Raw genomic sequence first — 22,510 nt, 5'->3', positions numbered from 1 at the left:
GCACTTTGTGAAAACTCTTTGTGTACTTTGCGGTAAAATCAAACAGTTAGGATAAAAAATCCTTAAACCACAATCCAGAGTTTTTTATCGTTCTTTTTTGCGTTTCAAAATCAACGTGAATTAATCCGAATCGGGCATTGTAACCTTCGGCCCATTCAAAATTATCGGTTAGAGTCCAGACAAAATAGCCATCGACATTTAAGCCGTCTTGTTTCGCTTTTAAAATCTGTTCTAAATTGTCCTGAATAAAATGAGTTCGTTTTATATCGTGCACTTTTCCATTCTGAACGGTGTCAGGAAAGGCAGCACCGTTTTCAGTTACAATGATTTTTCTGATTCCGTCATATTCATTAAATTTTTTGAGAATATGATACATTGCTGGCGGATAAACTTCCCAGCCCATATCGGTAGAAATTACATTTCGCTTTTCGGCACTTACTAATTCGGCACCAATATACGGAATCAACATGGCCGATTTTACCACTTCACGAGTGTAGCATTGCAAACCAATAAAATCAAAATCGAAATCGAGATTGTTTAAATCGTCTTCTAAAATGTAATTATTGAGTTTCTTAAGAACCGGAAGATCTTTCTGCGGATAACCTAATCCTAAAATGGGTTCTATAAAAGTTCGGTTTAATAAAGTATCGACACGTTTTGCGGCTTCAACATCTTTTGAGCTTTCTGTTGCAGGTTCGATATGGGTGCACGAAAAAGTGGTTCCGATATTCGCATTCGAAATTCGTTCTCGAATTATTTTGGCTCCAGCAGAAGTTGCAAGCGTAACATGATGCATGGCTTTTAGGTAATTTGTAATTCCTTTTTTACCTGGTGCGTGAATGCCTAAAAAATAACCTGCGCCTGTAAAGACAGAAGGTTCATTGATTACCATCCAATTTTTAACACGATCGCCAAAATACTGTACGCAGACTTCAACATAATCTTTAAACCAAGAGACAGACTCTCGGTTTGTCCAACCTCCTTTTACTTCTAGATCGTGTGGTAAATCCCAGTGATAAAGCGTTATCCAAGGTTCGATTCCAGAAGCTAGCAGCGAATCTATTATTTTGTTGTAATAATCGATTCCTGCTTGATTAATAGGATGAACGCCCGTTGGCATAATTCTAGGCCAGCTGATAGAAAATCTAAAATTAGGAATATTTAATTCCTTAATGAGACCAATATCGTCCTGATAAGAGTTGTAGAAATCGCAGGCAGTTATAGCATGATGACCGTTTTTAATTTTCCCTTTTTGAGAAGTAAAAACATCCCAGATAGAAGAACCTTTTCCGTCAGAATCATGCGCACCTTCAATTTGGAAAGCGGCAGTTGATACACCCCACAAGAAATCTTTACCAAATTGGTTTTTGTTCAGAAATGAGCTTTCAATTTTATTCATTCAATTGTACTTTCCTTTATTTATAAACTATTTATTAATGTAGGAAAGAAGATTGCATAGCTCTTAAGAAAAGCCATTCTTTGAAAGAAACTAGAAAATTTAGATTAAATAATTTCATGACGATTAGTTTTATATCAAATTAAAAAAACTAATGTGAAATTATTGTAAAGTCATTATTATCAAATGATTAAATATTGAAATGGGAAGATCTTTAATCTTCCCATCCGCAAAGTGTCAAGCCTAAACCTTTAGCCTGTTTGAGAGAAGTTTTTACCGTACCGTGACTACAAGAGCTTAAGCCACGACAATTTTCATTATAATGATATTTTTTAGCCCCAGTAGGCCCGCAGATAAAAACGTTGTCTTCTACAGGATGAAAAGAAGTGCAAAAAATAAAAAGTAAGAGTAGAGTGTATTTCATTAGTTTGTTTTTATTTAACGACTAGATTATATTCGTTTCCTTTTTTGTCAATAGCTTTTAGTTTTCCGTGAGAAACCCATTCGGTATTAATTTCTAATTCTGGAATGCTATCTGTTATTAAAATCCCTGCGCCGTATTTTCCTTCTGTATTAATGTTTCCAAAAACCGAATCGCCTAGCATGTTTATTCCCTTTACATGATAATTGTACTTATATTGCCCTGGATGCCCAGTTCTATACTCGTATTTATATACAGGATTTACATGATATGTTTTGGCTTCTTCTGCTGTAATAGTTTTGCGGTCGTCAGCGTTAATAGCGCTTTTGTAAAATGAATTTACTTGCGGTAATGGAGGTGGAGCGCTAGCTTTTTGGCAGGAATAAAATGCAAATATTAAAAGTAAGATGAGGTAGTTTTTTTGCATAGGCGATGTGGTGTTTAGTGGGAGCTAAAAACTTATTTGGTAGCGATAAATTTAATTAGAATTAAATTCTTTAAAATGAGTACTTATACGGGATTTAATTCTGTTTCGTAAAGTGCTACAGTTTCTAATAATTCCTTTTCGTATTGATAAATATCATCAATTGAGGATATTGCAATTTTAGCTTCGCTTTTGTTATTATTGAAAAGACTTATGTATTTTTTCCCGCCATTTAAGTGAAGTCTGCAGAGCGGTTTACGATTGTTATCATCTAGCAGTATTCCAAAATAAGATTGTGTATCGCGAGATACAATTCTTGCCGTTGGCAGTTTTCGACGTAAAATAGCAACTACAATACGATAACCATCAAGTTCTTCTTCGGTTGTTACGACTTTATTGTCATCTTCAACAGAACTAATTTCTTCATCTTGTTGTTTAATCGTTTCTTTACTTAAAGCGGCATTTAAACGATCATTAATCTTGTCGTTAATGAATTGACTAACTGATTTCTGAACTAAATCTTTAAATTCATCTACAACTTTTTCAGTTAATCTGCCCGTGTATATTTTACTTGCAAATAATTTTGTAAAATCATTCGAAGGATTCTCTAATTCAGCGTTGATCAGTTTCTTAATTTCTTTAATGTATTTTAGAGAGCTGGCATTGCTCACAATATTATCAACGTCAAAATTTGCTTTGTGAAATTTCGCAATTTCGTTTATTGTATTTTCTTTTAGATTACAAATATCAAATTCCAAAAAAGGCTTTTCATCCATTTTATTTTGATCATCCAAATCGGTAAAGAATTGATAATTTATTCCGTTTGTTAAAAGAGCAAATCGGGTTTTTGTGACATGAAAATAACGGAATAACTGAGAATTATGAACCGTAAGTTTTTCTTTCCAGCTTTTGCATTCCACAATTATTATCGGTTCTCCATTTTGGAAGATCGCATAATCTACTTTTTCACCTTTCTTTAATCCAAGATCTGCAGTAAATTCAGGAACGACTTCAAGCGGATTAAATGCATCATATCCCAAAATATGGATAAAAGGCAAGACAAAAGCATGTTTAGTAGATTCTTCTGTTTCAATTTTACTTTTCAGCTGATTTATTTTATCTGCCAATGATTTTAGTTGAATGTTCATTTCCATAGGTTTAGAATTTAAATTAATAATTCAAAAGTAAAACCAATCAAAATCAGTATTTTATGGAAAACCGTAATGAAACAGAATTTTAATAGAAGAAGTGTTTTAAACGGAAAAAAGAGGACAATGAAGTTCCTCTTTAAAACATATTGTTTTTACTAAAATGAGTTTTACTATAAATCTTAATCTTAGTTTCTGCAATCAATCATGATAGTGCCAGCTTGGCAAATGTATATGCTATTAACTCTTGAGTCGTCTTGGTAATGATTCTCGAGATCTTTCTTTAATTCTTCGTATTCTTCTGAAGTTACAATTTTTTGTATTTTTACATTTACCAAACGACCAATTGGAGAAATAGTATACAGTCCGTCACTAGTGGTCTTAGAATATTTTTCAGGAGAAAATCCATAGCTCTCATATTCTGTTTGTAGAGATTGCACAAATGAATCTGTTTCTTTATATAATTCACTTTTGGTTGAACAGCCAAAGATTGTAATTAGAGTAAAAAGTAATACAATTTTTTTCATAATTTAATATTTTTAAAAATTACCATTTTAAGTCTACCGTATTAAACTCGAGTATCTGATTTCCAGCTTGATATAGAGGTAATGAAATAAGTGTTTTTTTGGATTTTTTTAATTTTGATAAAAATTTTATTCCGTTATCAATAAAAATTAAGTCACTGCTTCCATCTTGTGGTTCAGTATAGCTAAATTTCAAAGGCTTCTCTTCATCAAAACGTACTGAGATATAATTGTTGTCATATCCTCCACTAATTTGTCCTTTATCAATACTTAAGTATATATCTAAGCCATCTTTTTTTCTTAATGTTAATATACCATAATTAGTTCCTTCGTATGGAAATTCTAAATCTAAGCTTTCATTAGACATTATTTGTGCAAACTTGATTGCTTTTGATGTCATTTTATCTGTCGATTGATGATATTCCCATTTATTATTTACAGTTGGTGGCATCGAATCAACAACTATTGCTGCCGTGTCTACTGCAGCTGCTATTTCTGTATCTGATACAATTGGTTTTTGACAAGAAAATAGAAGTACAACAATAGCAAATGGGATAATTTGTAAGATAGTTTTCTTCATTTTTTTAGATTTAATTGATTAATAATTCCAAAAGTAAAACCAATAAAAACCAGTATTTTATGGAAAACCGTAATCTCTAAAATTTAAATTTCAGAAATAAAAAAAGCTCCCAAAGGAGCTTTGAAAATAGAGTAATAAGGAATTTAAATAATTCCCATATCTTTTGTGATGGAAACCAAATGGACGGTATTATTTGCCTTGAAAAAATCTTTTAGTTTTGATAACCTTTTTTCCATCGCACTTTTGCTATTGGGTTTAATGTCGCTGGTTTTAAAAATTTCGATAATGTCATCCTGAGATGTTCCAGCAGACAAATATTTTAAAATTTTAATATCGACATCGTCTATTTCGTAATTGCCTTTTTCCTGTAATGCAGAAGCTATTTCCGGAGAAATAAATTTTTGATCAGAAGTTGAAATGATTGAAAGAGCTTTTCTGAGATCTTCAATACTGTTTCTGCCTTTTAGCACAAAGGCATTAATGTCAGAATCTTCAAAAAGTGATTTTATACGAACATTTTTATCTTCAACCGAATAGGCTATAATTTTAATATTGGGTTGCAATTCGCGAACTTTTTGAATTAATTCGTCGCCACTTCCAATTTTTACTTCACGATGGTCTTTTTTAAACGAAAGATCACTAATCAATAAATCAAACGGTTCATTATCCTGAATAGCTTTTCTTATTTTTAGAAAGGCATCATCACAATATTTTGCATGCTGAAAATTGACAATGTTGAGGTCGCTCAAAGTTTGTTTTACGGCTAAATTGAATTCTTCAAAATCTTCGGCAATAATTACTTTTTTAAACATAGGCTCTTATTTAGGCATTGTTATTTTTACTTTGAAACCTTTATTCGGTTCAGTGTCAAAAGTAATAGTTCCTTTTAAGGCCAAAATACGGTTTTCCATATTTTGCAGACCATTTTTTATAATTTTTGATTTTTCGCAGCCTTTGCCAATATCGCTGTAGTCAATAAAGAGAGAATTGGAATTGGAATTAAATTTTATGGATACAACAGAAGCTTCGCTATGCTTTTTCATATTAACCATTAATTCATGCAAAACTCGCTGAATGGCAATCTTTTTTAAATCCTCAACCGAATCCCAATTTATTTTATCGACACCATTTATAATAACGTTTGTTTGAGTGCTGTTATAAGTCGAAAGCATTTCTTTTAAATTTTTCGCATAATTTATGCCTGTATCGATATCATTATTTTCCCTAGAAATTCCTCTAACTCTTGAATAGATCGTATCTAGTTTTTGAACCAAAGTTTCTTTTGTGCTTTCATTTTCTAAGGGCTGTGTCTGTGTAAAAGCAATGGCATTGAAAACGTCATTTGCCAGCTCATCATGAATATCTTTCGCAATTCGGGTTTCGGTATTATACGCCGTTTCTATTTTTTCAATTCGATTTCGGTTCTGGTAATATTTCCTCAAATAAACCAATAAAAGAAAAAGCGATGTAATACCAATTATAAACAATATCTTTTGGTATTGCGCTTTTTGCAACGCAAGTAAATCCTCTGCTTTCTCTAATCGCAGTTTCTGATTTTCGTCTTTTTCTTTTTTAGAATCGTATTTAATTTTAGCAAACTTGTTTTTATAATTATTTCGAATGGTAATGATGCTATCATTTAAGAAAACGAATTTTTTTGCATATCCCGTATTTTGGGTTTCAGAATCATTGGAGATTAAAAAAGATAATGCTTTTAAACGTTCATCAATACTGCGAAGTTTTGTAGCGGTTTTGTAAGCTTCAAGTGCATATTGATTCGATTTTTTTGGATTGCTCGAAGAATAGTATTCTGCCAAATGTAAATTACTGCCAATACTTCCGTAAAAATCATCAATTTGGTTTCGTAACGCTAATCCTTTTGTCATAAGCGGAAGTCCTTTTTCTGGCATTCCATTTTTTGAATAAGCAAATCCCAAATTATCTAAAATTCGAGCTTTTTTTATAATGTATTCGTCTTTAGGAAAAATATCTTTGGCCAGTATAGGTTCTAAAATTTGAATGGCCTTGTCGTATTTTTTCTGCTCAATGTAAATAACAGCAATGTTATTTAAAGGTGATTGTTTTAAAACTTCATTTTCAGAATCTTGTAAAGCTTTATTGTAATAGTAAATGGCATCTTCGTATAAAGAAAGTTCTTTATCGGCGATTCCGAAGAAGTTGTTAATCGAAACGCTATAAATATCTTTCTTTTTAATATAGGGAAGAGCCTCGGTCAAAGTTTCTTTGCTTCCATAAAAATCGCCATTTATCTGCTGGATCGCAGCCATTTGAATCAGATTGTAGACAATATTGGTACTGTCTTTAGAGGCTTCCAATATTATTTTCGATTTATTGAAATTGTAAAAAGCATTATTGTAGTTTTTACTTTGAAGATTTAGAATGCCTTCATCTCGATGTTTATAAGCTTCTACCCGAGTAGGATCAGGCTTAGGCGAAACAACTGTTTTCTCTTTGCAGGAAAGGAAAAATAGAACAATTAGCAAACAAAAAAAAGGGGATCGTAGCATAAAAGTTACTTTCCCCTAAAATAGTAATTTATTACAAATTACAACTTTTTAAATTATGGTTTTTTTGGTGGCGGCGGAACCGTGATCGGATCATCATCTGGACCAATATTCGCTTGTGACGGAATAGACTCTTTTTGTACTTCAGTTTTATCTTTAGTTGTTTCTAGTTCATCAGCAGAGCAAGAAAATAATGTAGTTGACAATAGGATACACGCTCCCCATAAATATAATGTTTTCATTTTTTTAAAATTTAAATGTTGAACAATGGGCATTGCATTCCTGAATTCTTTTTCAGGTTGGTTTTAAATGGCAATACCAAATTTTGTTTGGGAAGTGAAGTGCGTAGAACAGTAAGATTTTCATCTATACTTCCCGGAATAAAATCCGTCTTACGGTTTTCCGCACTTGGTACATAAACTAGTTTTGTACATTTGCTTTTTGACCTGCAGATCAAAGCGATAACTAATTTTGTTGAGGCAAAGTAACAACCGTTTTGAGCCTGCATTGAGCAGAAAGTCAGGAAAGTCGAATGTTTTTTTTGAAAGTCAGGAGAAGTTCCAGAAAGTCATAAAAAGTCGAGTAAAGTACTTTAGATAAAGTTTTAAAAAGTTCAAATGCCTATGCCAACCATTACTTTTGAAGATTATAAAAAAGCGATTAAAGCTAAATATGAAGAAGAAAAAAATGGAGAATATTCTAATAATCTGAATTCTCCAACATCAGCAAATCTTAGAAATTTATGTGTCAAAAGATTTGATTCAAATAATGATAAAGATGACCTAATTACTTTTAAATCTTTTTTTGATTTTCCATTTGATAAGGATAAGAAAAATCAGTTTGGAGACGATGAGCTTAATAAATTAGAAGCAGTTAAGCGTTTTTTTCTAGGTAGAACAGAAAATCCCGCAGAAGATACAATTCAACTGGCTGCAATATTGGTAGATCTTCGGCCAAGACCTTTTAAAGAGTTCCAAAAACAGCTTGATCCAGACGAAATAAAATTAATTGAAGAGTTAAGAGACACCAAACATTATAAGAATGAAATTTCTTCTCTCACTTTGATTGATGAGGTAGAAACCGAAAATTTTCATGATTCTAAAAATAAAGAAGTAGAACAAGAAGAAAATCAGGATTTGGAAAAAATTCCAGCGGGTATATTTACTCCTATTAAGAAAGGAGGAGAAGGTGGGATAAATTCTGGATTAAAAAGATCTTTAATAATTGCAGCTTTTCTCTTGGGACTAACTTTAATCGTTTACTTAAACATGTCACAAAAAGACTGCATGCAATGGATGGGCGATCATTATGAAAAAATAGAAAGGTCTGACGACGGTTATTGCAATACTTATTATGATGCCAGATATTTTGATTTAAAGAAGATTGAAGTATGTAATACGACTGAGTTCTTTGACGATAGTGGAAGAGCAAAAGTTTGGTATATTAAGATAGGAAACTCTATAGAATGTTATAATCAACATGCCCCTTATCCAGAAAATACACAAAGATTCTTAAAACCAATTACGCAACATATTATCGATCGTTACTTATCAAACAGGCCAAAATGCAATTAATTTTTAAAACATCCTAAAATGCGATTTATGTAAAATATTCCTAAAATCATGGAATTATTTGTAAGTATATCCTTTTAATTTAGCATTATTGAATTAAATAATTAAAAAACAAACAAACATGAAAAAAAGAAGCATATTATTCGTATTAGCCTTAAGCGCGGGAATGTTCGTAACCTCTTGTAGTAGTGACGATAATGAAGGAGAAACAATTGTACCAATTCAAGGTAAATATAATCTAAGCCAAAGAGGAACAATTGTAGATGGAAAAGAAGTCTTGGTTGACGCACCAGAAAATGCGGCAGGTTGTAATAGAGATTATTTAGATTTAAGATTAAGTAATTCAGCAGTTATTGGTGACTATAATGGATCTGATTGCGCTTTAACAGAAACTACTGGAACTTATGTAAGATCTCATAATGATTTGACTATTACTGTTGGAAATTTAAGTTCAACAAGTGATATTATGAACCTTACTAACAAGGAACTAAAAATTAAAGACAAAACAACTGGTATTATTACTGTTTATACTAGATAATAAAATTGTTTTGAGATAATTTCAATTTGTTTTGAAATGGAAAACGGAAACTCCAATTAAGAAGTTTCCGTTTTTTTTATGGAGTAAAATTAATTGACGGGGATATAAATATCAAAGGAAGCTCCTTCGTTGTGAATGCCAGAAGCGGTTATAATTCCGTTGTGGTTTTCTACAATTTTTTTTACAATGGCAAGTCCGATTCCTGTGCCGTTATAACGATCTCTGCCATGAAGACGCTGAAAGACTTCGAATATTTTTTTGTTGTATTGCGCTTCAAAACCAATTCCGTTATCGGAAACTTTAATGTGACAATATTTTTTGGACGCAATCAGTTTTTCTTCTCCTAAATCTTGACCAAAAGCAACTGTACTTGTAATTTTAATTAAAATCGGAATTTCGGGATTTGAGAATTTCAATGAATTACTGATTAAATTATATAGTAATTGCTTGAATTGAAAAGGAATAACATCAACTTCAGAGGTTTCTCCGATTTCAATTACGGCGCTTTTCTGTTCTAATTCTTCCGTTAAATCTTCTTTAACCTCCTTAATAATTTGGCTCAGATCTGTTTTTATAAAAATGCGTTCTTGACTATTTGTTCGAGAATAAGCCAATAAATCATTAATTAAAGTCTGCATTCGCTGTGCGGCATTCTGCATTCGTTTAAATTTATCTTTTCCGTTTTCAGATAAATTTTCCGATTCTTTATCGATAATCTGCGAGGCAAAAGTCTGTATTTTTCGAAGCGGTTCCTGTAAATCATGACTGGAGATATAAGCAAAGGACTGAAGCTCTTTGTTCATTTCTTCCAATTCATTGTTTTTCTGTTCTAGCTCGAGTGCATTCATTTTTAATTTATCATCGGCTTTTTTTCTTTCATTTAAATCGTGCGTCACTTTAGAAAAACCAATAACATCGCCTTTTTTATTATGAACAGCCGTTATCACTACGCTTGCCCAAAACAAGCTGCCATTTTTACGTACGCGCCATCCTTCATGAATTACTTTTCCTTTTTCTCTTGCAGTTTGCAAAAGTTTTTGAGGCAGATTATTTTTTTGATCTTCTTCGGTATAAAAAATGGACAAATATTTGCCGACAATTTCCTCTGCTTTATAGCCTTTTATTTTTTCCGCACCAGCGTTCCAATTCTCAATAATACCTTCACGGTTGAGGTATAAAATGGCATATTCCTGAATTTCTTCGACCATTAAATGATAACGTTCTTCACTTTTTCGGAGTGATTCGTTGATCTGAATGAGTTCTTTGGTACGAGCAGTAACCTGCTGTTCTAGTTCGTGTGTAAAAGCTTTTTCGGTATGAATATCGGTAAACGCACCAACCCATTTTAAAATTTTATTATCAGGACCCAAAACAGGTTCCCCAATAACAGTATGCCATCTGTACGAACCGTCTTTTCTATGCATACGTACATCACAGCGATACATTTCTCCGGTTGCAAGAGCGTGCTGCCAGATTTTTACATTTTCGTCAAAATCATCAGGATGAATCATTTTCTGCCAAGAACCTTCGGCTCCAGGTTCTATTCCGGTATATTCAAACCATTTTCCTGAGGTAAAAAGTGCATTTCCTTCTGCATCGGTTTCCCAGATTAACTGCGGAATACTTTCGGTAAGCGAACGGAATCTCTTTTCGCTTTCTTCGATTTTTTTTCTGGCTTCGACTTTTTCAGTCACATCAATCAATGTCATTCTAATTCCAGAAATCGAATTGTCACTTTCGCGCAGCGGGGCAAATTCAAAATCAACATAAAATTGACTGCCGCCATTTTCATTAGCAATAAAAAGTAACGATTCAGATTCTGAATACACTTCTCCAGATTTGTAAACTTTACTTAATAACTTGGCATATTTTTGTTTGTTGAGTTCGGGAAATAATTCTAGTATTTTTTTTCCTTCAACTTCAGATGCTTCTCTTTTCCAAATATTATGCAGTAATACAAAATTGGCCATTTCGATTACAAAATCATCTCCACGTAAAATAGCTTTCGGCACAGGCGACTGCATAATAAGATTGCGCAGTTTCTTTTCGCTTTCTTCTATTTTCTGCTGGTATTTTTTTTCTTCGGTAATGTCGCGAATAGTTCCAATTAGTTTTGCAGGCTCATTATTTTCATCATAGAAAACTTTTCCTTTGCCTTCAATCCAATGAATCGATTTATCTTTCCAGATAACGCGAACTTCGTAGTTTAGAAAACCAGAATTTAAAGCTTCCTTAAAGCCTCTATTTCTAACCTGCAGATCATCGGGGTGAAGATGCTCCAATAATTCTTCGTGAGAAAGCATTACATCTTCGGTATAGCCGCCAAGAATTTCAAGATATCTTTTAGAGTAAGTCGGAATTCGTGTTTTAACATTCAATTCCCAAGTTCCCAATTCGCTGGCTTCTACAACAATTTTAAGACGATCTTCGTTAAGTTCGATTTTTTTTCGGGCTTCCACTTTTTCGCTTACTTCGGTAACCGTAACCAAGATTCCCGAGATTGTTCCATTTTCTTCTTTTAACGGATGATAAAGAAAATCAAAATAAGCAGTTTCGATTTTTCCGTATCGGTTTAAAGGAACAGGAACTTCAATGCCATGAAACGGAATTCCAGTTTTTAATACATTGTCTAATAAATCGCTAACGGTTTCTTTTACTTCTGGGAGAGAATCATACAATAGTCTTCCAACAAAAGATTCCTCTTCTCGAGCTACAAGTTTAAGATAAGCTTCATTGGCCATTTCCACAATATATTCTGGACCTCGAAGAATTGTGATGCCAACAGGAGCTTGTTTTACGGTATTACGGAAACGTTTGTCGCTTTCTTCAATTTTTTGCTTGGCCAAGTACAAATCTGTAATTTCTACAGCGGTATTCATTACACCGTAAATTTTACCAGTCAGATCATACAAAGGCGTAAAGCTATAATTGAAATAAAACGATTGTAATTTATTATCGATCACAAGATCAATACGAGAATTTCTCGAATGAAAAGATTGTCCGGTTTCAAACACCGATTCAACTTGTTCAAATACCGACTGATTTTGTAGTTCGGGGAGAATTTCTCTGTAGGTTTTTCCAATTACATCTGGGCCTTTTCCCCAGATTTTTATAATAGATTCATTTGCGAGTTCAATACGCATTTCCTTTCCAACATAAACACCAATCGGGAAAGGGGCGTTTTCAACTAGCTGTCTTATTTTTTGTTCGCTTTCTTCCACTTTAGCACGAGCCAAAACTTGAGCGGTAACTTCTGTAGCAATTGCTGCAACGCCAGAAATAGTTCCGTCTTTTTCGCGTAAAGCTTCGTAAACAAAATTGATATAAGTATTTTCGGTTTGGCCGTTTCGATTTAAAGGAATAAAAAGTTCTTCTGTAATTACTTTTTTACCAGAAATAAAAACGTTTTGCAGAATTTCATCAAGTCCTTGTTTTTTTAATTCGGGAAGAACTTCAAAAATAGGTTTATTAATAATGTTTTCTGCTTTTGCATCCCAAAGCCTCAGCATTTGGTCGTTGGCGATTTCAACAATATGATTTTCACCTCTAAAAATGCACATTGCTACTGGAGCCTGCATGATATTATCGATGAATCGTGTATTGCTTTCATGCAAAGCGTCTGCAACGATTTTCTTTTCTGTGGTTTCGATAACGGTAACCAAAATACCACCAACAGATCCATCTTCTATTTTTATGGGACTGTACGAAAAATCAAAAAAGCAATCTTCTGTATAGCCATTTCTATTAAGCGGCACTTTAAAATCAGGAAAACTTACCGCATGTCCTTTTATAACATCAGCAAACATAGGGCCTATGGTATCCCAGATTTCAGCAAATGTATCTTTAGAACTTCTGCCTAGAGCTTGTGGATGTTTGGAAGCACCCAAAATAGGACGAAAGGCATCATTATAGAGTTGAGTATAATTTTTTCCCCATGCGATGTACATTCCAAACGGATTGCCGAGCATCATTGCGGTCATTGTTTTTAAACTTTGAGGCCATTTTTCAGGATTACCCAAAGGGGTTTTGCTCCAATCTGCGGAACGAATTAATTCTCCCATTTCTCCACCTTCGGAAAGAAAATAATGTTCCTTTTGTTTGCGGTTCATTTCCAGAGAAGATTAAGGTTGCAAAATGAAATTGGCTCTTTCGGGCTGTTTAAAACTATTTTCGGGTGCAATGGTCAAGGCTTTTTCTATTACATTTTTTAGTTTAGAAAATTCACCGGGCTTTCTTATATAAAATGAAGCGCCTTTTAGGTATAAGTTATCAACGATTTCGCTATCTAGCGAAGTAGAAAAAATAATAATCGGCAGATTTTTTAAGCTTTCATCGTTTTTTATTTCAGCTAGACATTCCAAACCATTTTTTAGCGGCATGTTTAAGTCTAAAAAAAGAACATCAGGAAGATTGGTGCTATTAGTTTTTAAATAATTCATCAATTGCACGCCGTCATGCACCACTGATAGAGTAGTGCTAATCGTTATTTCGTCGAGAGCTTCTTCAAAGAAAAGGCAGTCATCTTCGTCGTCATCAGCCAATAAAAGATAATAATGCTCTTTGGTCATTTTTAGTCTCCTTAAATTTAGTGGTTATTTGCTTGGATAAATTTAACTTTTTTAAGTAAAACTTCTCGTTTTTTTAGGAAGAATGTTTTTTAAAAGACGCAAAAAAATAGAAAATTTAATTATTTTCTTTCTTTTATGCAATTTTAATGTAGTAATTGCGTTTTATTCATTCTTGTAGTTTTCGGTTTTTACGACCTGCTTTTTGAGATTCGCATTTCTTTACCAAATAGAAGACAGAAAATACTGTAAACCCTTTTGAAATCTCACTTCTTTCATTCAAAAAACCATCGTTTTAGTGTATACCGTATCCAAAAAGTGTAAAATAATTACACACTCTTTTTTGTTCTTGTTTTTCTAAATAGCTCTATACCAGTTTAAAACCGTATTGGCATGCCGCTTGTAAATTGAGTTAATGTCAAAATCTCTAATGTGTCCGTTTTTGAAAGGAAGAAGATTTTGCTAAAAGCCCAATTAAGGAAATTAAAAAAGGAGTATAAGCATGAAAAGCGAAACAATTATCTCAGAACAATTTTATGCGAACAGCAGTTCAGCTATCAGCGAAAAAACATTAAACGGTTCATTTTTTAGAACCAACGAAAAATCACAAAAAGTACACGTAGAAAGACCAACAAGCCCTTTCGGGTTAGCGGTTCTTATTGCAACGTTCTTATTACTACTTGCAGGTGTCTTTATGGTAATTCAATTGCAAGACGATTTCGAACAATTTCATTTTGAAAGAATTGCTTCATCTTGGGGATTACCATTTTTAATAATCACAACAATATTGTTTTTCTATCAAACAGGAGTTTTCTTGTATAGCTCTTATTTGTACTTAAGATACAAAGCAATTCCATCCGTTTCTGATGATTTATTGCCAACTTGTACGATTATCGTTCCAGCATACAATGAAGGAAAACTAGTTTGGGACACTTTATTGAGCCTTGCAGAAAGCGATTATCCAGCAGAAAAATTACAGCTTTTGGCTATTGACGATGGAAGTAAAGATGATACTTGGTATTGGATGCAAGAAGCAAAAGCAAAATTGGGAGATCGTGTAACGATTTTTCAGCAACCTAAAAACCAAGGAAAACGTCAAGCGTTATACAGAGGATTTAAATTAGGAACAGGAGAAATTTTTGTAACTGTAGATAGCGATTCTATTGTAAAAAAAGACACTCTAAGAAACTTAGTTAGCCCATTTGTGGTAAACAAAAAATGTGGTGCAGTTGCAGGAAATGTTCAGGTTTTGAACAACAAAAAAGCAATTTTACCTAAAATGCTAAATGTAAGTTTCGTAATGAGTTTCGAATTCCAACGCTCTGCAGAAAGTCAATTAGGATCTGTATTATGTACACCAGGTGCTTTGGCAGCGTACAAAAGAGATGCCGTTTTCAACTGTCTTCCAGAATGGATCAACCAAACTTTTATGGGACAGCCATCAGATATTGGAGAAGATCGCGCTCTTACCAATATGATTTTGAAACAAGGTTTTGAAGTGAAATTTCAAAGAAATGCAGTAGTATTAACCAATGTTCCAGAAGAATACAAAGGATTATACAAAATGTTCATTAGATGGGCAAGAAGTAACGTTCGTGAAAATCTTATGATGGCAAAATTTGTTTTCAAAGATTTTAGAAAAGATTCAAAATTTGGACCAAGAATGCTGTTTTTAAATCAGTTTTTTAAAATTGCAATGACGTATCCATTTCTATTGTTTATGTTTTACTTTATCGCGGTTCACCCAGTGTTATTTTTAAGTTCAACATTAATGGCAATCTTAATTTTTTCAAGTTTTTCAATGTTGTTTTACGCAAAAAGATACACGCTTTCAGAATCTTTCTGGGCCTATTCTTACAGTGTTTTCTACACTTTCAGTTTATTCTGGATTGCGCCTTATGCCATTGCAACAGCCAACAAAAAAGGCTGGTTGACAAGAGGACTATAAATTTAGTACACTATTCATTCTATTATATAAAACTCCGCCCAATGAAAACCCGCTGTAGTGTCAGCGGGTTTTTTTATTAATAGCATTTTCATTCCTCAGGAATGCTAAAATTGAAATTCCCTCAGCAATTATACGTTCCGTAGGAAAGTCTGGTTGGTAGTAGAATTAAAATTTAGATTGCGATTATACGTTCCGTAGGAACGTTTCGTCGGTAAAAAAATAAAATGATATGTTACTACGGAACATATAAAAAACGAGAATTTTTATGCGTTTTGTTTAGAATCCAAGGCAGCAATAATCTGCTTTTTCATCGTGGTATTGATATAATCTAAAGCTTCGGCATAAGAAATAGAATAGCGTCTTTCGATATTCTGGAAATGTTCAGGAAAACCGTTCAAGATTTTATCGTAATAAATATCCAACTGTTTTTCTGAAGGCATTTCATATTTCAAACGAAGTTGAAATCTTCGCAGTAAAGCGCTATCTATTATTTCGTAATGATTGGTTGCGCAGATTAATAAACTATCTGAAGGGAAATAATCAAAAAGCTGAATGATTGTATTGACCAAACGCCTCATTTCGCCAACATCTTTGTCATCGCTGTCACGGCTTTTTCCAATTTGATCAAATTCATCTAAAAATAAAACGGCTCTTTCGCGAATAGCTTTATCAAAAATAGCTTTTAAGTTTTTAGAAGTTTCGCCTATCCTAGAATCGACAACAGTGCTGAGGTTGACTATGATAATCTTTTTGTTTAAAGTATGGGCAATCGCTTTTGCGGTTGTAGTTTTACCGCAGCCAGAACTACCGTGCAGTAAAATCTTGTTGTCAACTTTAAGATTATATTGCTTTAATTCTTCGATATATTGATGTTCTTTGATAATCTGAAGCAAAGCAGCTTTATTTTCTTCGCTAAAAAACAAATCGTCTAAAGCAATTTTTTCAGTATCAATTACGGTAAGATCATTCAGGTTCATCTACTTTTAATTTGCTGCAAAATTAAGTTTTATTCTGCAATGTTTTCGTTCCAGATTTCTTTTCCTAAAAAACGGTTTCCAAAAATTGACGTGCCAATTCTCACCATATTAGAACCTTCTGCAATGGCAAGTTCCAAATCTTGAGACATTCCCATAGAAAGTTTTAAGTCTTGTAAGCCTTCAATTCCTTCTGAATAAATCTCATCTCGTATGGTTCTTAGAAGTCGTAACGACGGAATCATTTTTTCTTTTTCAACATCCAAAAGTCCAATGCTCATTAAACCTTTAATATTCAAGGTTTCGTACGTTTTTATTTTTTTAATGAAAGATAAAACGTCTTCTGGCGCCAATCCGAATTTGCTTTCTTCGTAGGAAGTATTGACTTGAACAAAAACATCCAATTTTCTGTTTTGATTTTGAAGCTGTTTGTGCAATTCATCAGCCAAATTGATTCTGTCCAAAGATTGAATGCAAGTAACATATTTCAAAACATCTTTGACTTTGTTTGTTTGGAGATGACCAATAAAATGCCTTTCAATAGGTAGGTTTTTCAAAACATCATTTTTATCTCGCAATTCCTGCATTTTGTTTTCGCCCATTAAAGTTTCACCAGCTTCTATCGCGATTCGTATTTTTTCGGCAGGAACAGTTTTGGTTGCCAATAAAAGCTGTACATCTTCAGGATTTCTTCCAGCAATCTTGCAAGCATTTTCAATGCGTTGATGCACTTTAATTAAATTAAAAATAATATCGTTTTTCATATTGCAAAATTAAATAGAAACCACAAAATTCTACTGGACCAGAATCTTTCAAAAAATGAAAAAACTGGATGATTCACGACTTTCATATCCACCGTAAATTTGTGTCATAAAATAATAAAACTTAGAACCTTAGTAACTTAGAATCTTAGCACCTTAAAAAACATGAAAATAGCAGTTTGGGATACCTATGTAACCCGCAAAGACGGAAAAATTATGCACTTTGATATTTTGGTAGACGAAAATGTTAACGATGCAGAGCAAGTTTACGAATATGGGAAAAAGTACCTGAAAAGTGTTGCGCAAGAAGGACAGACTTTGTCTTCTAAAGAATGTCGTTTTTGCCATATTGATAAAGCGCCGATTGAAGTAGAAAATCAGATTCGGGAAAATGGGTTTTCTATTATTGAAATGGAAAACTGTAATTAGTTTTTAAAAGAAACTGATGACTAGAAAGTCTTCGACTCCGCTCAGCCAGACAGCGATTTATGTCACCCTGAGCGAAGTCAAAAGGCTTTTTATAACAATTTAGAAAGCGCTATAATTCCTTCTTCCATTTGTTTTTCAGAAAGAGAAGCATAACCCAGACGAAAACCTTTAATGGTTTCATCAAAACTAAATCGGTTTGGGCTCATGATTTGAATGCCTTGTGATTTTAGCTTTTCAAAAATTTCTAAAACATTACAATCTGCTTTTGGAACAATCCAAAACGCAAGTCCGCCTTCGGGTTTTGTGAAAGTGATTTTATCTTTAAGATATTGATCTAACAAGTTTTCGAAGAAATCTCGTTTGCTTTTATAAACCAAATTGGCTTTTTTAAGGTGGCGCTTTATTTTTCCTTCATTAATAAGGCTTAAAATTGCTTCTTCCATAATATTGTCACCTTGGACATCGATGATTTTTCTATGATTTCCAATCTTTAAAACGTTCTCATGCGAACTGACTAAATATCCAATACGAAGCGCAGGAGCTACAATTTTGCTAAAAGTGCCAATATAAATATAGTTTTTCAGACCCGAATAACTGGAAATAGGAAGTATTGGTCTTAGTCCGAAATGAAATTCGTTATCGTAATCGTCTTCAATAATCGTAAAATGATATTGATTGGAAAGTTCGATCAATTTTAATCTCTTTTTTAGAGACAAGGTAACAGTAGTTGGAAATTGATGATGGGGTGTAACATAAATTGCCTTTATATTTTTATGCTGTACATATTTTTCGACTTGATCGATATCCAATCCGTCCGATTCTATATTTACAGGAAGTAGAGTTGCACCTGCATTTTCAAAAGCTTCCCAAGCGGGTTTGTACCCAGGATTTTCAACCAAAACAAAATCGCCTGATTTTAAAATACAATGAGAGGCAAGATACATCGCCATTTGGCTTCCGCGGGTAATACAGATTTGATCGTGAAAAATACTCATGCCGCGTTTAAAATTAAGCATTTGAGCAATTGATTTTCTGAATTCTAAATTTCCTAATTCGCTACTATAACCCATAATCTGCCAACGTGATTTTCGGCTAAATAATTCGCGATACGCTCTAGCCAAATCATTCATTGGTGCCAATCGGCTATCAGGAAGTCCGTCGTCAAAAACTAAAAAATTTTTAGGATCTTCAACTTCAACTTTTTGCTCTTTTTCATTTTCTGACGAATGACTGATTTTTGGCAACGATTCTGTTACAAAAGTTCCCTTTCGGTCAATGGTTATCAGCCAGCCTTCAGCAGTTAAAACATCTAAAGCTTCTACAACAGTATTTCGGTTTACTTTCAGTAATTCAGCCAGTTGTCTGCTTCCTGGCAATGCATTTCCTTTGACCAGTTTTCCTGTCTTGATAGCGTCAATTACAGCATCGGCAATCTGCAGGTAAATCGCTTTATCTGATTTTTTATCTAAATGAATTTGTAATGGCCAAGGTCGAAGCATCTGGACTGTTTGTTGTTGCTAAATTAAGTTTATTCAGTAGTCCAAAATTAACTTTTTTTGATGGAATAATAGTGATATTTATGCTAAAAGAAATACCTTATTTTGTTGTTTTTTAGACTTTTAGGAAACATTTTTTCGGAACTCTCATTTTAATTTTACATCGTCAAATAATTGATTTTTAATATTTTAAAATGAAAGGTTTATGAAAATAGTAAATATAATAATCCTAATAACAGCATGTGTTTTTGGCAACCCAAAACCAAAAGAAGAAAATACGATAAAGGATTCTGATGCAGAACGTTTTAATCAACAGATTGAAAATGTAAAAAAAATGAGCGCTTCTGGAGTTTATAATTCTAAAATCGCATTTTTTATTGATATGAGAATTAAATCGGGTAAAAATAGATTCTTTGTTTATGATCTTGAAAACGACAAACTAATTGATGAAGGTTTAGTAGCAAATGGCGCAGGTTCTGAAACGGGTGTTAAAGGAGAATTGAAATTTAGCAACGAACCGAATTCTAAATGCACTTCGCTTGGATGTTATGCAATAGGAAAATCGTATAGAGGAATGTTTGGAAAAGCTTATGTTTTAAAAGGGCTGGACCAAACGAATAATAATGCCGTTAAAAGAATGATTGTATTGCATTCATATTCGGCAGTTCCAGAAGGAGAACAGGATCATTATATTGCTCTTAGCCAAGGGTGTCCCATGGTTAGTGAAGTGTTTTTTAAAAGACTTGAAAAAATTATCGATAATTCGAAGTCGAATATTATCCTGAATATTTATTATTAATTAGAAAAAATTGTTTTTTAAGGGAAACTAGATTTGAATGCAGAAACAGATTCGCTATAGCGAAAACCCAGATTAACAGAGATTTTAAAAATTAATTTTTATGTGTGTCTTCGCTATAGTGAATCTCTTTTATCCGTATCTAATTTTATGTTTATTTTTTATTTTAGAAATTTTGAGTTAAAAAAGATAGCCTGAAAAGACTCAATTTTATATTTAAAGAAATTGGCTACGGTATTTTTTTGAAATTTAATAAAAATACAATATTAACGCAACAGCGTTTTAAATCTATTATTTTAAAATATTCATTTAATTTTAATCCTGAATCTTACTTAAGCTTAAAAAACATGAAGGTTTTATGGATAGAATTGAAAAATTTATAAAGTTTTTTTATTTGCAAAATTATGTTTTCTTGCAAAAATAAAGATGTGTTGTCGAGAACAAATTAGGATTATTAACGGAATTTATTAAGTTTGTTGCGAATTATTCAATATCGATAAACAGCCAATCATTGCCAAATTCCATTTTAAATCAGGATCAAATTTTAATCGATCGTCTTCGTGGCGGCGATGAATCGGCATTGACAGAGTTGTATAATAAATTTTGGCAGGCACTTTTTATGTCTGCTTACAATGTGATTAAAGACAAAGAATTGTGCGAAGATATTATTCAGGATATTTTCATGAATATTTGGCACAACCGCGAAAAGATAGAAATTCATATTTCACTTAAAGGGTATATGTATGCCTGTGCGAGATATCAGGTTTTTAATCATTTGAGAAAAAATAAAGACAAAGTTCATGTCGAACTTTTTGATGATGTAGAAAAGCGCTTTTTATCTACAACTCCAGAAACGCAATTAATGCACGACGAATTGGTGCAGCAGCTTAATTTAATCATTGCAGGACTTCCTGAAAAATGCCAAGCTGTTTATAAGTTAAGCAGAGAAGAACAGCTAAGTCATAAAGAAATTGCCGAACGACTCAACATTTCTACAAAAACAGTCGAAAATCATATTACAAAAGCGTTGCATACGATTCGATCTTCTATGGGCGAAAGTATGAGTATAGCCATGATTTTATGGTTCACAAAAAATATCTTTTAGCAAAAAAATAAATGAAGTGTTTGGGCTGAGGATGTGTGGTTTTTCTTCTTTTTTAATTCTTTTTCAAAAAAAAATAAAAAAAAATGCAATTGGGAATAGGGGGTATATGCCTTTTAGGTTACTTACTCTATATACTCCCGAAATAATACAATAAAAAATGAAAAAAGAGGATTTCTTACTGTTACTAAATAGATATCTTTCCGGTGATACTAATCTCGAGGAGAATAATAAATTATTAAATTATTACGAAAGTTTCCAGACAGATAAAGAGTGGGACGAAGCTTTGGGTTCTAAAGAAGAATTAGAATTTAGAATGAGAAACCGTCTTCAAAATGCCATTCAATCTGAAGAAACTCCAATAATATCAATACAGCCATTTTATACCAAAACAGCTTTCAAATTGACTGTTATGGCGGCATCATTATTATTGCTGATTTCAATTTCATTAATCATTAATAAAACAAATCCGCTTAAGATTGAAACCCCGCAAGTGGCGCACAAAGAAATCTTAATTGGAAGCGATAAAGCAACTCTGACTTTAGAAGACGGTTCTGTTATAGCCTTAGAAAAAGGAAAATCTTACACCAAAGGAAATGCTTCTAGTAACGGAGAAAAATTAGTTTACAATTCAAACGGAAAATCTGCAGCAATTGCCAATAACCTTTTAACGATTCCGAGAGGAGGGCAGTTTTTTGTACAGCTGGCAGACAGTACCAAAGTCTGGCTGAATTCGGAATCACAATTAAAATATCCTGTCGCTTTTGTTGATGGAGAAACAAGACAAGTAGAACTAGTTTATGGCGAAGCTTATTTTGAAGTATCGCCAAGTACCAAACATAAAGGTTCGAGATTTAAAGTAAAAACTGAAAATCAGAATGTAGAAGTAATTGGAACCGAATTTAATATTAAAGCTTACAGAGACGAATCTGCTATTTATACCACTTTGGTCAAAGGAGTTGTAGCAGTTAGCAATACGAGTAAAAAACAAATTCTGACTCCAAACCAGCAATCTAAAATAACAGAATATAACGGAAATATTAATGTTTCTGAAGTTGATGTCTATAATGAAATTTCTTGGAGAAAAGGTTTGTTCGTGTTTAAAGGAATGCCTCTAAAAGATATTGCGAGAGTATTGTCAAGATGGTACGATGTTGATATTGTCTTTGCAGATCCAGCGCTTGGCAATGTCAAGTTTAATGGGGTTTTAAATAAGAATCAGAAATTAGAAGACATATTAACCACGATCAAGAATATTAATTTTATTAATGCCTATGAGAAAAAAGACAATAAAATTATAATCAAATAAAAA

Annotated in this window: 21 protein-coding genes; 7 read left to right on the top strand and 14 right to left on the bottom strand. The window is 32.9% G+C overall.

Features of this window, described 5'->3' with window-relative positions; genetic code table 11:
• Positions 1-46: 46 nt before the first annotated feature.
• The 9 genes from SOM12_RS02290 to SOM12_RS02250 form a co-directional block, all read right to left on the bottom strand.
• Complete coding sequence (locus SOM12_RS02290) at positions 47-1,399, bottom strand: GH1 family beta-glucosidase (RefSeq protein WP_320492247.1); 1,353 nt, start codon at positions 1,397-1,399, stop codon at positions 47-49.
• 211 nt (positions 1,400-1,610) lie between these two features.
• Positions 1,611-1,820, bottom strand: a complete 210-nt coding sequence (locus tag SOM12_RS02285) for a hypothetical protein (RefSeq protein WP_095929031.1) — start codon at positions 1,818-1,820, stop codon at positions 1,611-1,613.
• Positions 1,821-1,830: 10 nt separating this feature from the next.
• Entirely contained in the window at positions 1,831-2,244 is a 414-nt protein-coding gene (locus SOM12_RS02280; RefSeq protein WP_320492246.1) for a hypothetical protein, read from the bottom strand.
• 83 nt (positions 2,245-2,327) lie between these two features.
• The gene (locus SOM12_RS02275; RefSeq protein WP_320492245.1) at positions 2,328-3,395 is read right to left on the bottom strand and encodes a type I restriction endonuclease; all 1,068 of its coding nucleotides are present in this window, start codon (positions 3,393-3,395) and stop codon (positions 2,328-2,330) included.
• Between the two features lie 182 nt (positions 3,396-3,577).
• On the bottom strand, positions 3,578-3,916 hold the full coding sequence (locus tag SOM12_RS02270) for a hypothetical protein (RefSeq protein ID WP_320492244.1): 339 nt from the start codon (positions 3,914-3,916) through the stop codon (positions 3,578-3,580).
• Between the two features lie 19 nt (positions 3,917-3,935).
• Positions 3,936-4,493, bottom strand: coding sequence for a hypothetical protein (locus SOM12_RS02265; protein WP_320492243.1), 558 nt, complete (start codon positions 4,491-4,493; stop codon positions 3,936-3,938).
• 143 nt (positions 4,494-4,636) lie between these two features.
• A complete protein-coding gene (locus SOM12_RS02260; protein ID WP_320492242.1) occupies positions 4,637-5,305 on the bottom strand; it encodes a response regulator in 669 nt (222 codons plus the stop codon).
• Positions 5,306-5,311: 6 nt separating this feature from the next.
• Positions 5,312-7,021, bottom strand: a complete 1,710-nt coding sequence (locus tag SOM12_RS02255; protein WP_320492241.1) for an ATP-binding protein — start codon at positions 7,019-7,021, stop codon at positions 5,312-5,314.
• 53 nt (positions 7,022-7,074) lie between these two features.
• Positions 7,075-7,260 (bottom strand): hypothetical protein, encoded by a 186-nt coding sequence (locus SOM12_RS02250; RefSeq protein WP_248727773.1) that lies wholly within the window; start codon positions 7,258-7,260, stop codon positions 7,075-7,077.
• Between the two features lie 381 nt (positions 7,261-7,641).
• On the opposite strand from SOM12_RS02250, the gene SOM12_RS02245 reads away from it, so the two are divergent.
• A complete protein-coding gene (locus SOM12_RS02245) occupies positions 7,642-8,592 on the top strand; it encodes a hypothetical protein (protein WP_320492240.1) in 951 nt (316 codons plus the stop codon).
• A gap of 118 nt (positions 8,593-8,710) precedes the next feature.
• Positions 8,711-9,127 carry a lipocalin family protein gene (locus SOM12_RS02240; protein ID WP_095929023.1) on the top strand — a complete coding sequence of 139 codons (417 nt, stop codon included), beginning with the start codon at positions 8,711-8,713 and terminating at the stop codon, positions 9,125-9,127.
• A gap of 89 nt (positions 9,128-9,216) precedes the next feature.
• On the opposite strand, the gene SOM12_RS02235 is transcribed toward SOM12_RS02240, so the two are convergent.
• Positions 9,217-13,236, bottom strand: a complete 4,020-nt coding sequence (locus tag SOM12_RS02235; protein WP_320492239.1) for a PAS domain S-box protein — start codon at positions 13,234-13,236, stop codon at positions 9,217-9,219.
• 12 nt (positions 13,237-13,248) lie between these two features.
• Entirely contained in the window at positions 13,249-13,695 is a 447-nt protein-coding gene (locus tag SOM12_RS02230) for a response regulator (RefSeq protein WP_320492238.1), read from the bottom strand.
• Between the two features lie 499 nt (positions 13,696-14,194).
• On the opposite strand from SOM12_RS02230, the gene SOM12_RS02225 reads away from it, so the two are divergent.
• Complete coding sequence (locus SOM12_RS02225; RefSeq protein WP_320492237.1) at positions 14,195-15,640, top strand: glycosyltransferase; 1,446 nt, start codon at positions 14,195-14,197, stop codon at positions 15,638-15,640.
• Positions 15,641-15,903: 263 nt separating this feature from the next.
• Here the strand turns inward: SOM12_RS02225 and SOM12_RS02220 are convergent, their stop codons facing one another.
• Positions 15,904-16,617 (bottom strand): ATP-binding protein, encoded by a 714-nt coding sequence (locus tag SOM12_RS02220; protein WP_320492236.1) that lies wholly within the window; start codon positions 16,615-16,617, stop codon positions 15,904-15,906.
• A 29-nt stretch (positions 16,618-16,646) separates the two neighbouring features.
• The gene (locus tag SOM12_RS02215) at positions 16,647-17,378 is read right to left on the bottom strand and encodes a YggS family pyridoxal phosphate-dependent enzyme (protein ID WP_320492235.1); all 732 of its coding nucleotides are present in this window, start codon (positions 17,376-17,378) and stop codon (positions 16,647-16,649) included.
• Positions 17,379-17,540: 162 nt separating this feature from the next.
• Here SOM12_RS02215 and SOM12_RS02210 point away from each other — a divergent pair, with 162 nt between their 5' ends.
• The gene (locus SOM12_RS02210; RefSeq protein ID WP_095929017.1) at positions 17,541-17,804 is read left to right on the top strand and encodes a DUF2024 family protein; all 264 of its coding nucleotides are present in this window, start codon (positions 17,541-17,543) and stop codon (positions 17,802-17,804) included.
• 89 nt (positions 17,805-17,893) lie between these two features.
• Here SOM12_RS02210 and SOM12_RS02205 read toward each other — a convergent pair whose 3' ends face one another.
• Positions 17,894-19,303 (bottom strand): PLP-dependent aminotransferase family protein, encoded by a 1,410-nt coding sequence (locus SOM12_RS02205; RefSeq protein ID WP_320492234.1) that lies wholly within the window; start codon positions 19,301-19,303, stop codon positions 17,894-17,896.
• Positions 19,304-19,505: 202 nt separating this feature from the next.
• Between SOM12_RS02205 and SOM12_RS02200 the strand changes: the two genes are divergently transcribed.
• The 3 genes from SOM12_RS02200 (at position 19,506) to SOM12_RS02190 (ending at position 22,507) form a co-directional block, all read left to right on the top strand.
• A complete protein-coding gene (locus SOM12_RS02200) occupies positions 19,506-20,099 on the top strand; it encodes a murein L,D-transpeptidase catalytic domain-containing protein (protein WP_095929015.1) in 594 nt (197 codons plus the stop codon).
• 508 nt (positions 20,100-20,607) lie between these two features.
• Positions 20,608-21,201: an RNA polymerase sigma-70 factor gene (locus SOM12_RS02195; protein WP_320492233.1), complete on the top strand. Its 594-nt coding sequence runs from the start codon at positions 20,608-20,610 to the stop codon at positions 21,199-21,201.
• Between the two features lie 157 nt (positions 21,202-21,358).
• On the top strand, positions 21,359-22,507 hold the full coding sequence (locus tag SOM12_RS02190; RefSeq protein ID WP_320492232.1) for a FecR family protein: 1,149 nt from the start codon (positions 21,359-21,361) through the stop codon (positions 22,505-22,507).
• Positions 22,508-22,510: the final 3 nt, after the last annotated feature.

It is taken from the genome of Flavobacterium sp. CFBP9031, assembly GCF_034044945.1.
GTDB lineage: Bacteria > Bacteroidota > Bacteroidia > Flavobacteriales > Flavobacteriaceae > Flavobacterium.
The sequence above is the reverse complement of the archived record's forward strand: the minus strand, read 5'-3'. Positions and strand labels throughout refer to the sequence as shown.

What these genes read in the sequence shown, in the direction of transcription:
- SOM12_RS02280 (WP_320492246.1), bottom strand. Translation starts at nt 2,244, where the DNA reads ATGCAAAAAAACTACCTCATCTTACTTTTAATATTTGCATTTTATTCC.
- SOM12_RS02215 (WP_320492235.1), bottom strand. Translation starts at nt 17,378, where the DNA reads ATGAAAAACGATATTATTTTTAATTTAATTAAAGTGCATCAACGCATT.
- SOM12_RS02275 (WP_320492245.1), bottom strand. Translation starts at nt 3,395, where the DNA reads ATGGAAATGAACATTCAACTAAAATCATTGGCAGATAAAATAAATCAG.
- SOM12_RS02265 (WP_320492243.1), bottom strand. Translation starts at nt 4,493, where the DNA reads ATGAAGAAAACTATCTTACAAATTATCCCATTTGCTATTGTTGTACTT.
- SOM12_RS02190 (WP_320492232.1), top strand. Translation starts at nt 21,359, where the DNA reads ATGAAAAAAGAGGATTTCTTACTGTTACTAAATAGATATCTTTCCGGT.
- SOM12_RS02225 (WP_320492237.1), top strand. Translation starts at nt 14,195, where the DNA reads ATGAAAAGCGAAACAATTATCTCAGAACAATTTTATGCGAACAGCAGT.
- SOM12_RS02235 (WP_320492239.1), bottom strand. Translation starts at nt 13,236, where the DNA reads ATGAACCGCAAACAAAAGGAACATTATTTTCTTTCCGAAGGTGGAGAA.
- SOM12_RS02200 (WP_095929015.1), top strand. Translation starts at nt 19,506, where the DNA reads ATGAAAATAGTAAATATAATAATCCTAATAACAGCATGTGTTTTTGGC.
- SOM12_RS02240 (WP_095929023.1), top strand. Translation starts at nt 8,711, where the DNA reads ATGAAAAAAAGAAGCATATTATTCGTATTAGCCTTAAGCGCGGGAATG.
- SOM12_RS02210 (WP_095929017.1), top strand. Translation starts at nt 17,541, where the DNA reads ATGAAAATAGCAGTTTGGGATACCTATGTAACCCGCAAAGACGGAAAA.
- SOM12_RS02255 (WP_320492241.1), bottom strand. Translation starts at nt 7,021, where the DNA reads ATGCTACGATCCCCTTTTTTTTGTTTGCTAATTGTTCTATTTTTCCTT.
- SOM12_RS02220 (WP_320492236.1), bottom strand. Translation starts at nt 16,617, where the DNA reads ATGAACCTGAATGATCTTACCGTAATTGATACTGAAAAAATTGCTTTA.
- SOM12_RS02205 (WP_320492234.1), bottom strand. Translation starts at nt 19,303, where the DNA reads ATGCTTCGACCTTGGCCATTACAAATTCATTTAGATAAAAAATCAGAT.
- SOM12_RS02270 (WP_320492244.1), bottom strand. Translation starts at nt 3,916, where the DNA reads ATGAAAAAAATTGTATTACTTTTTACTCTAATTACAATCTTTGGCTGT.
- SOM12_RS02245 (WP_320492240.1), top strand. Translation starts at nt 7,642, where the DNA reads ATGCCAACCATTACTTTTGAAGATTATAAAAAAGCGATTAAAGCTAAA.
- SOM12_RS02230 (WP_320492238.1), bottom strand. Translation starts at nt 13,695, where the DNA reads ATGACCAAAGAGCATTATTATCTTTTATTGGCTGATGACGACGAAGAT.
- SOM12_RS02260 (WP_320492242.1), bottom strand. Translation starts at nt 5,305, where the DNA reads ATGTTTAAAAAAGTAATTATTGCCGAAGATTTTGAAGAATTCAATTTA.
- SOM12_RS02285 (WP_095929031.1), bottom strand. Translation starts at nt 1,820, where the DNA reads ATGAAATACACTCTACTCTTACTTTTTATTTTTTGCACTTCTTTTCAT.
- SOM12_RS02290 (WP_320492247.1), bottom strand. Translation starts at nt 1,399, where the DNA reads ATGAATAAAATTGAAAGCTCATTTCTGAACAAAAACCAATTTGGTAAA.
- SOM12_RS02250 (WP_248727773.1), bottom strand. Translation starts at nt 7,260, where the DNA reads ATGAAAACATTATATTTATGGGGAGCGTGTATCCTATTGTCAACTACA.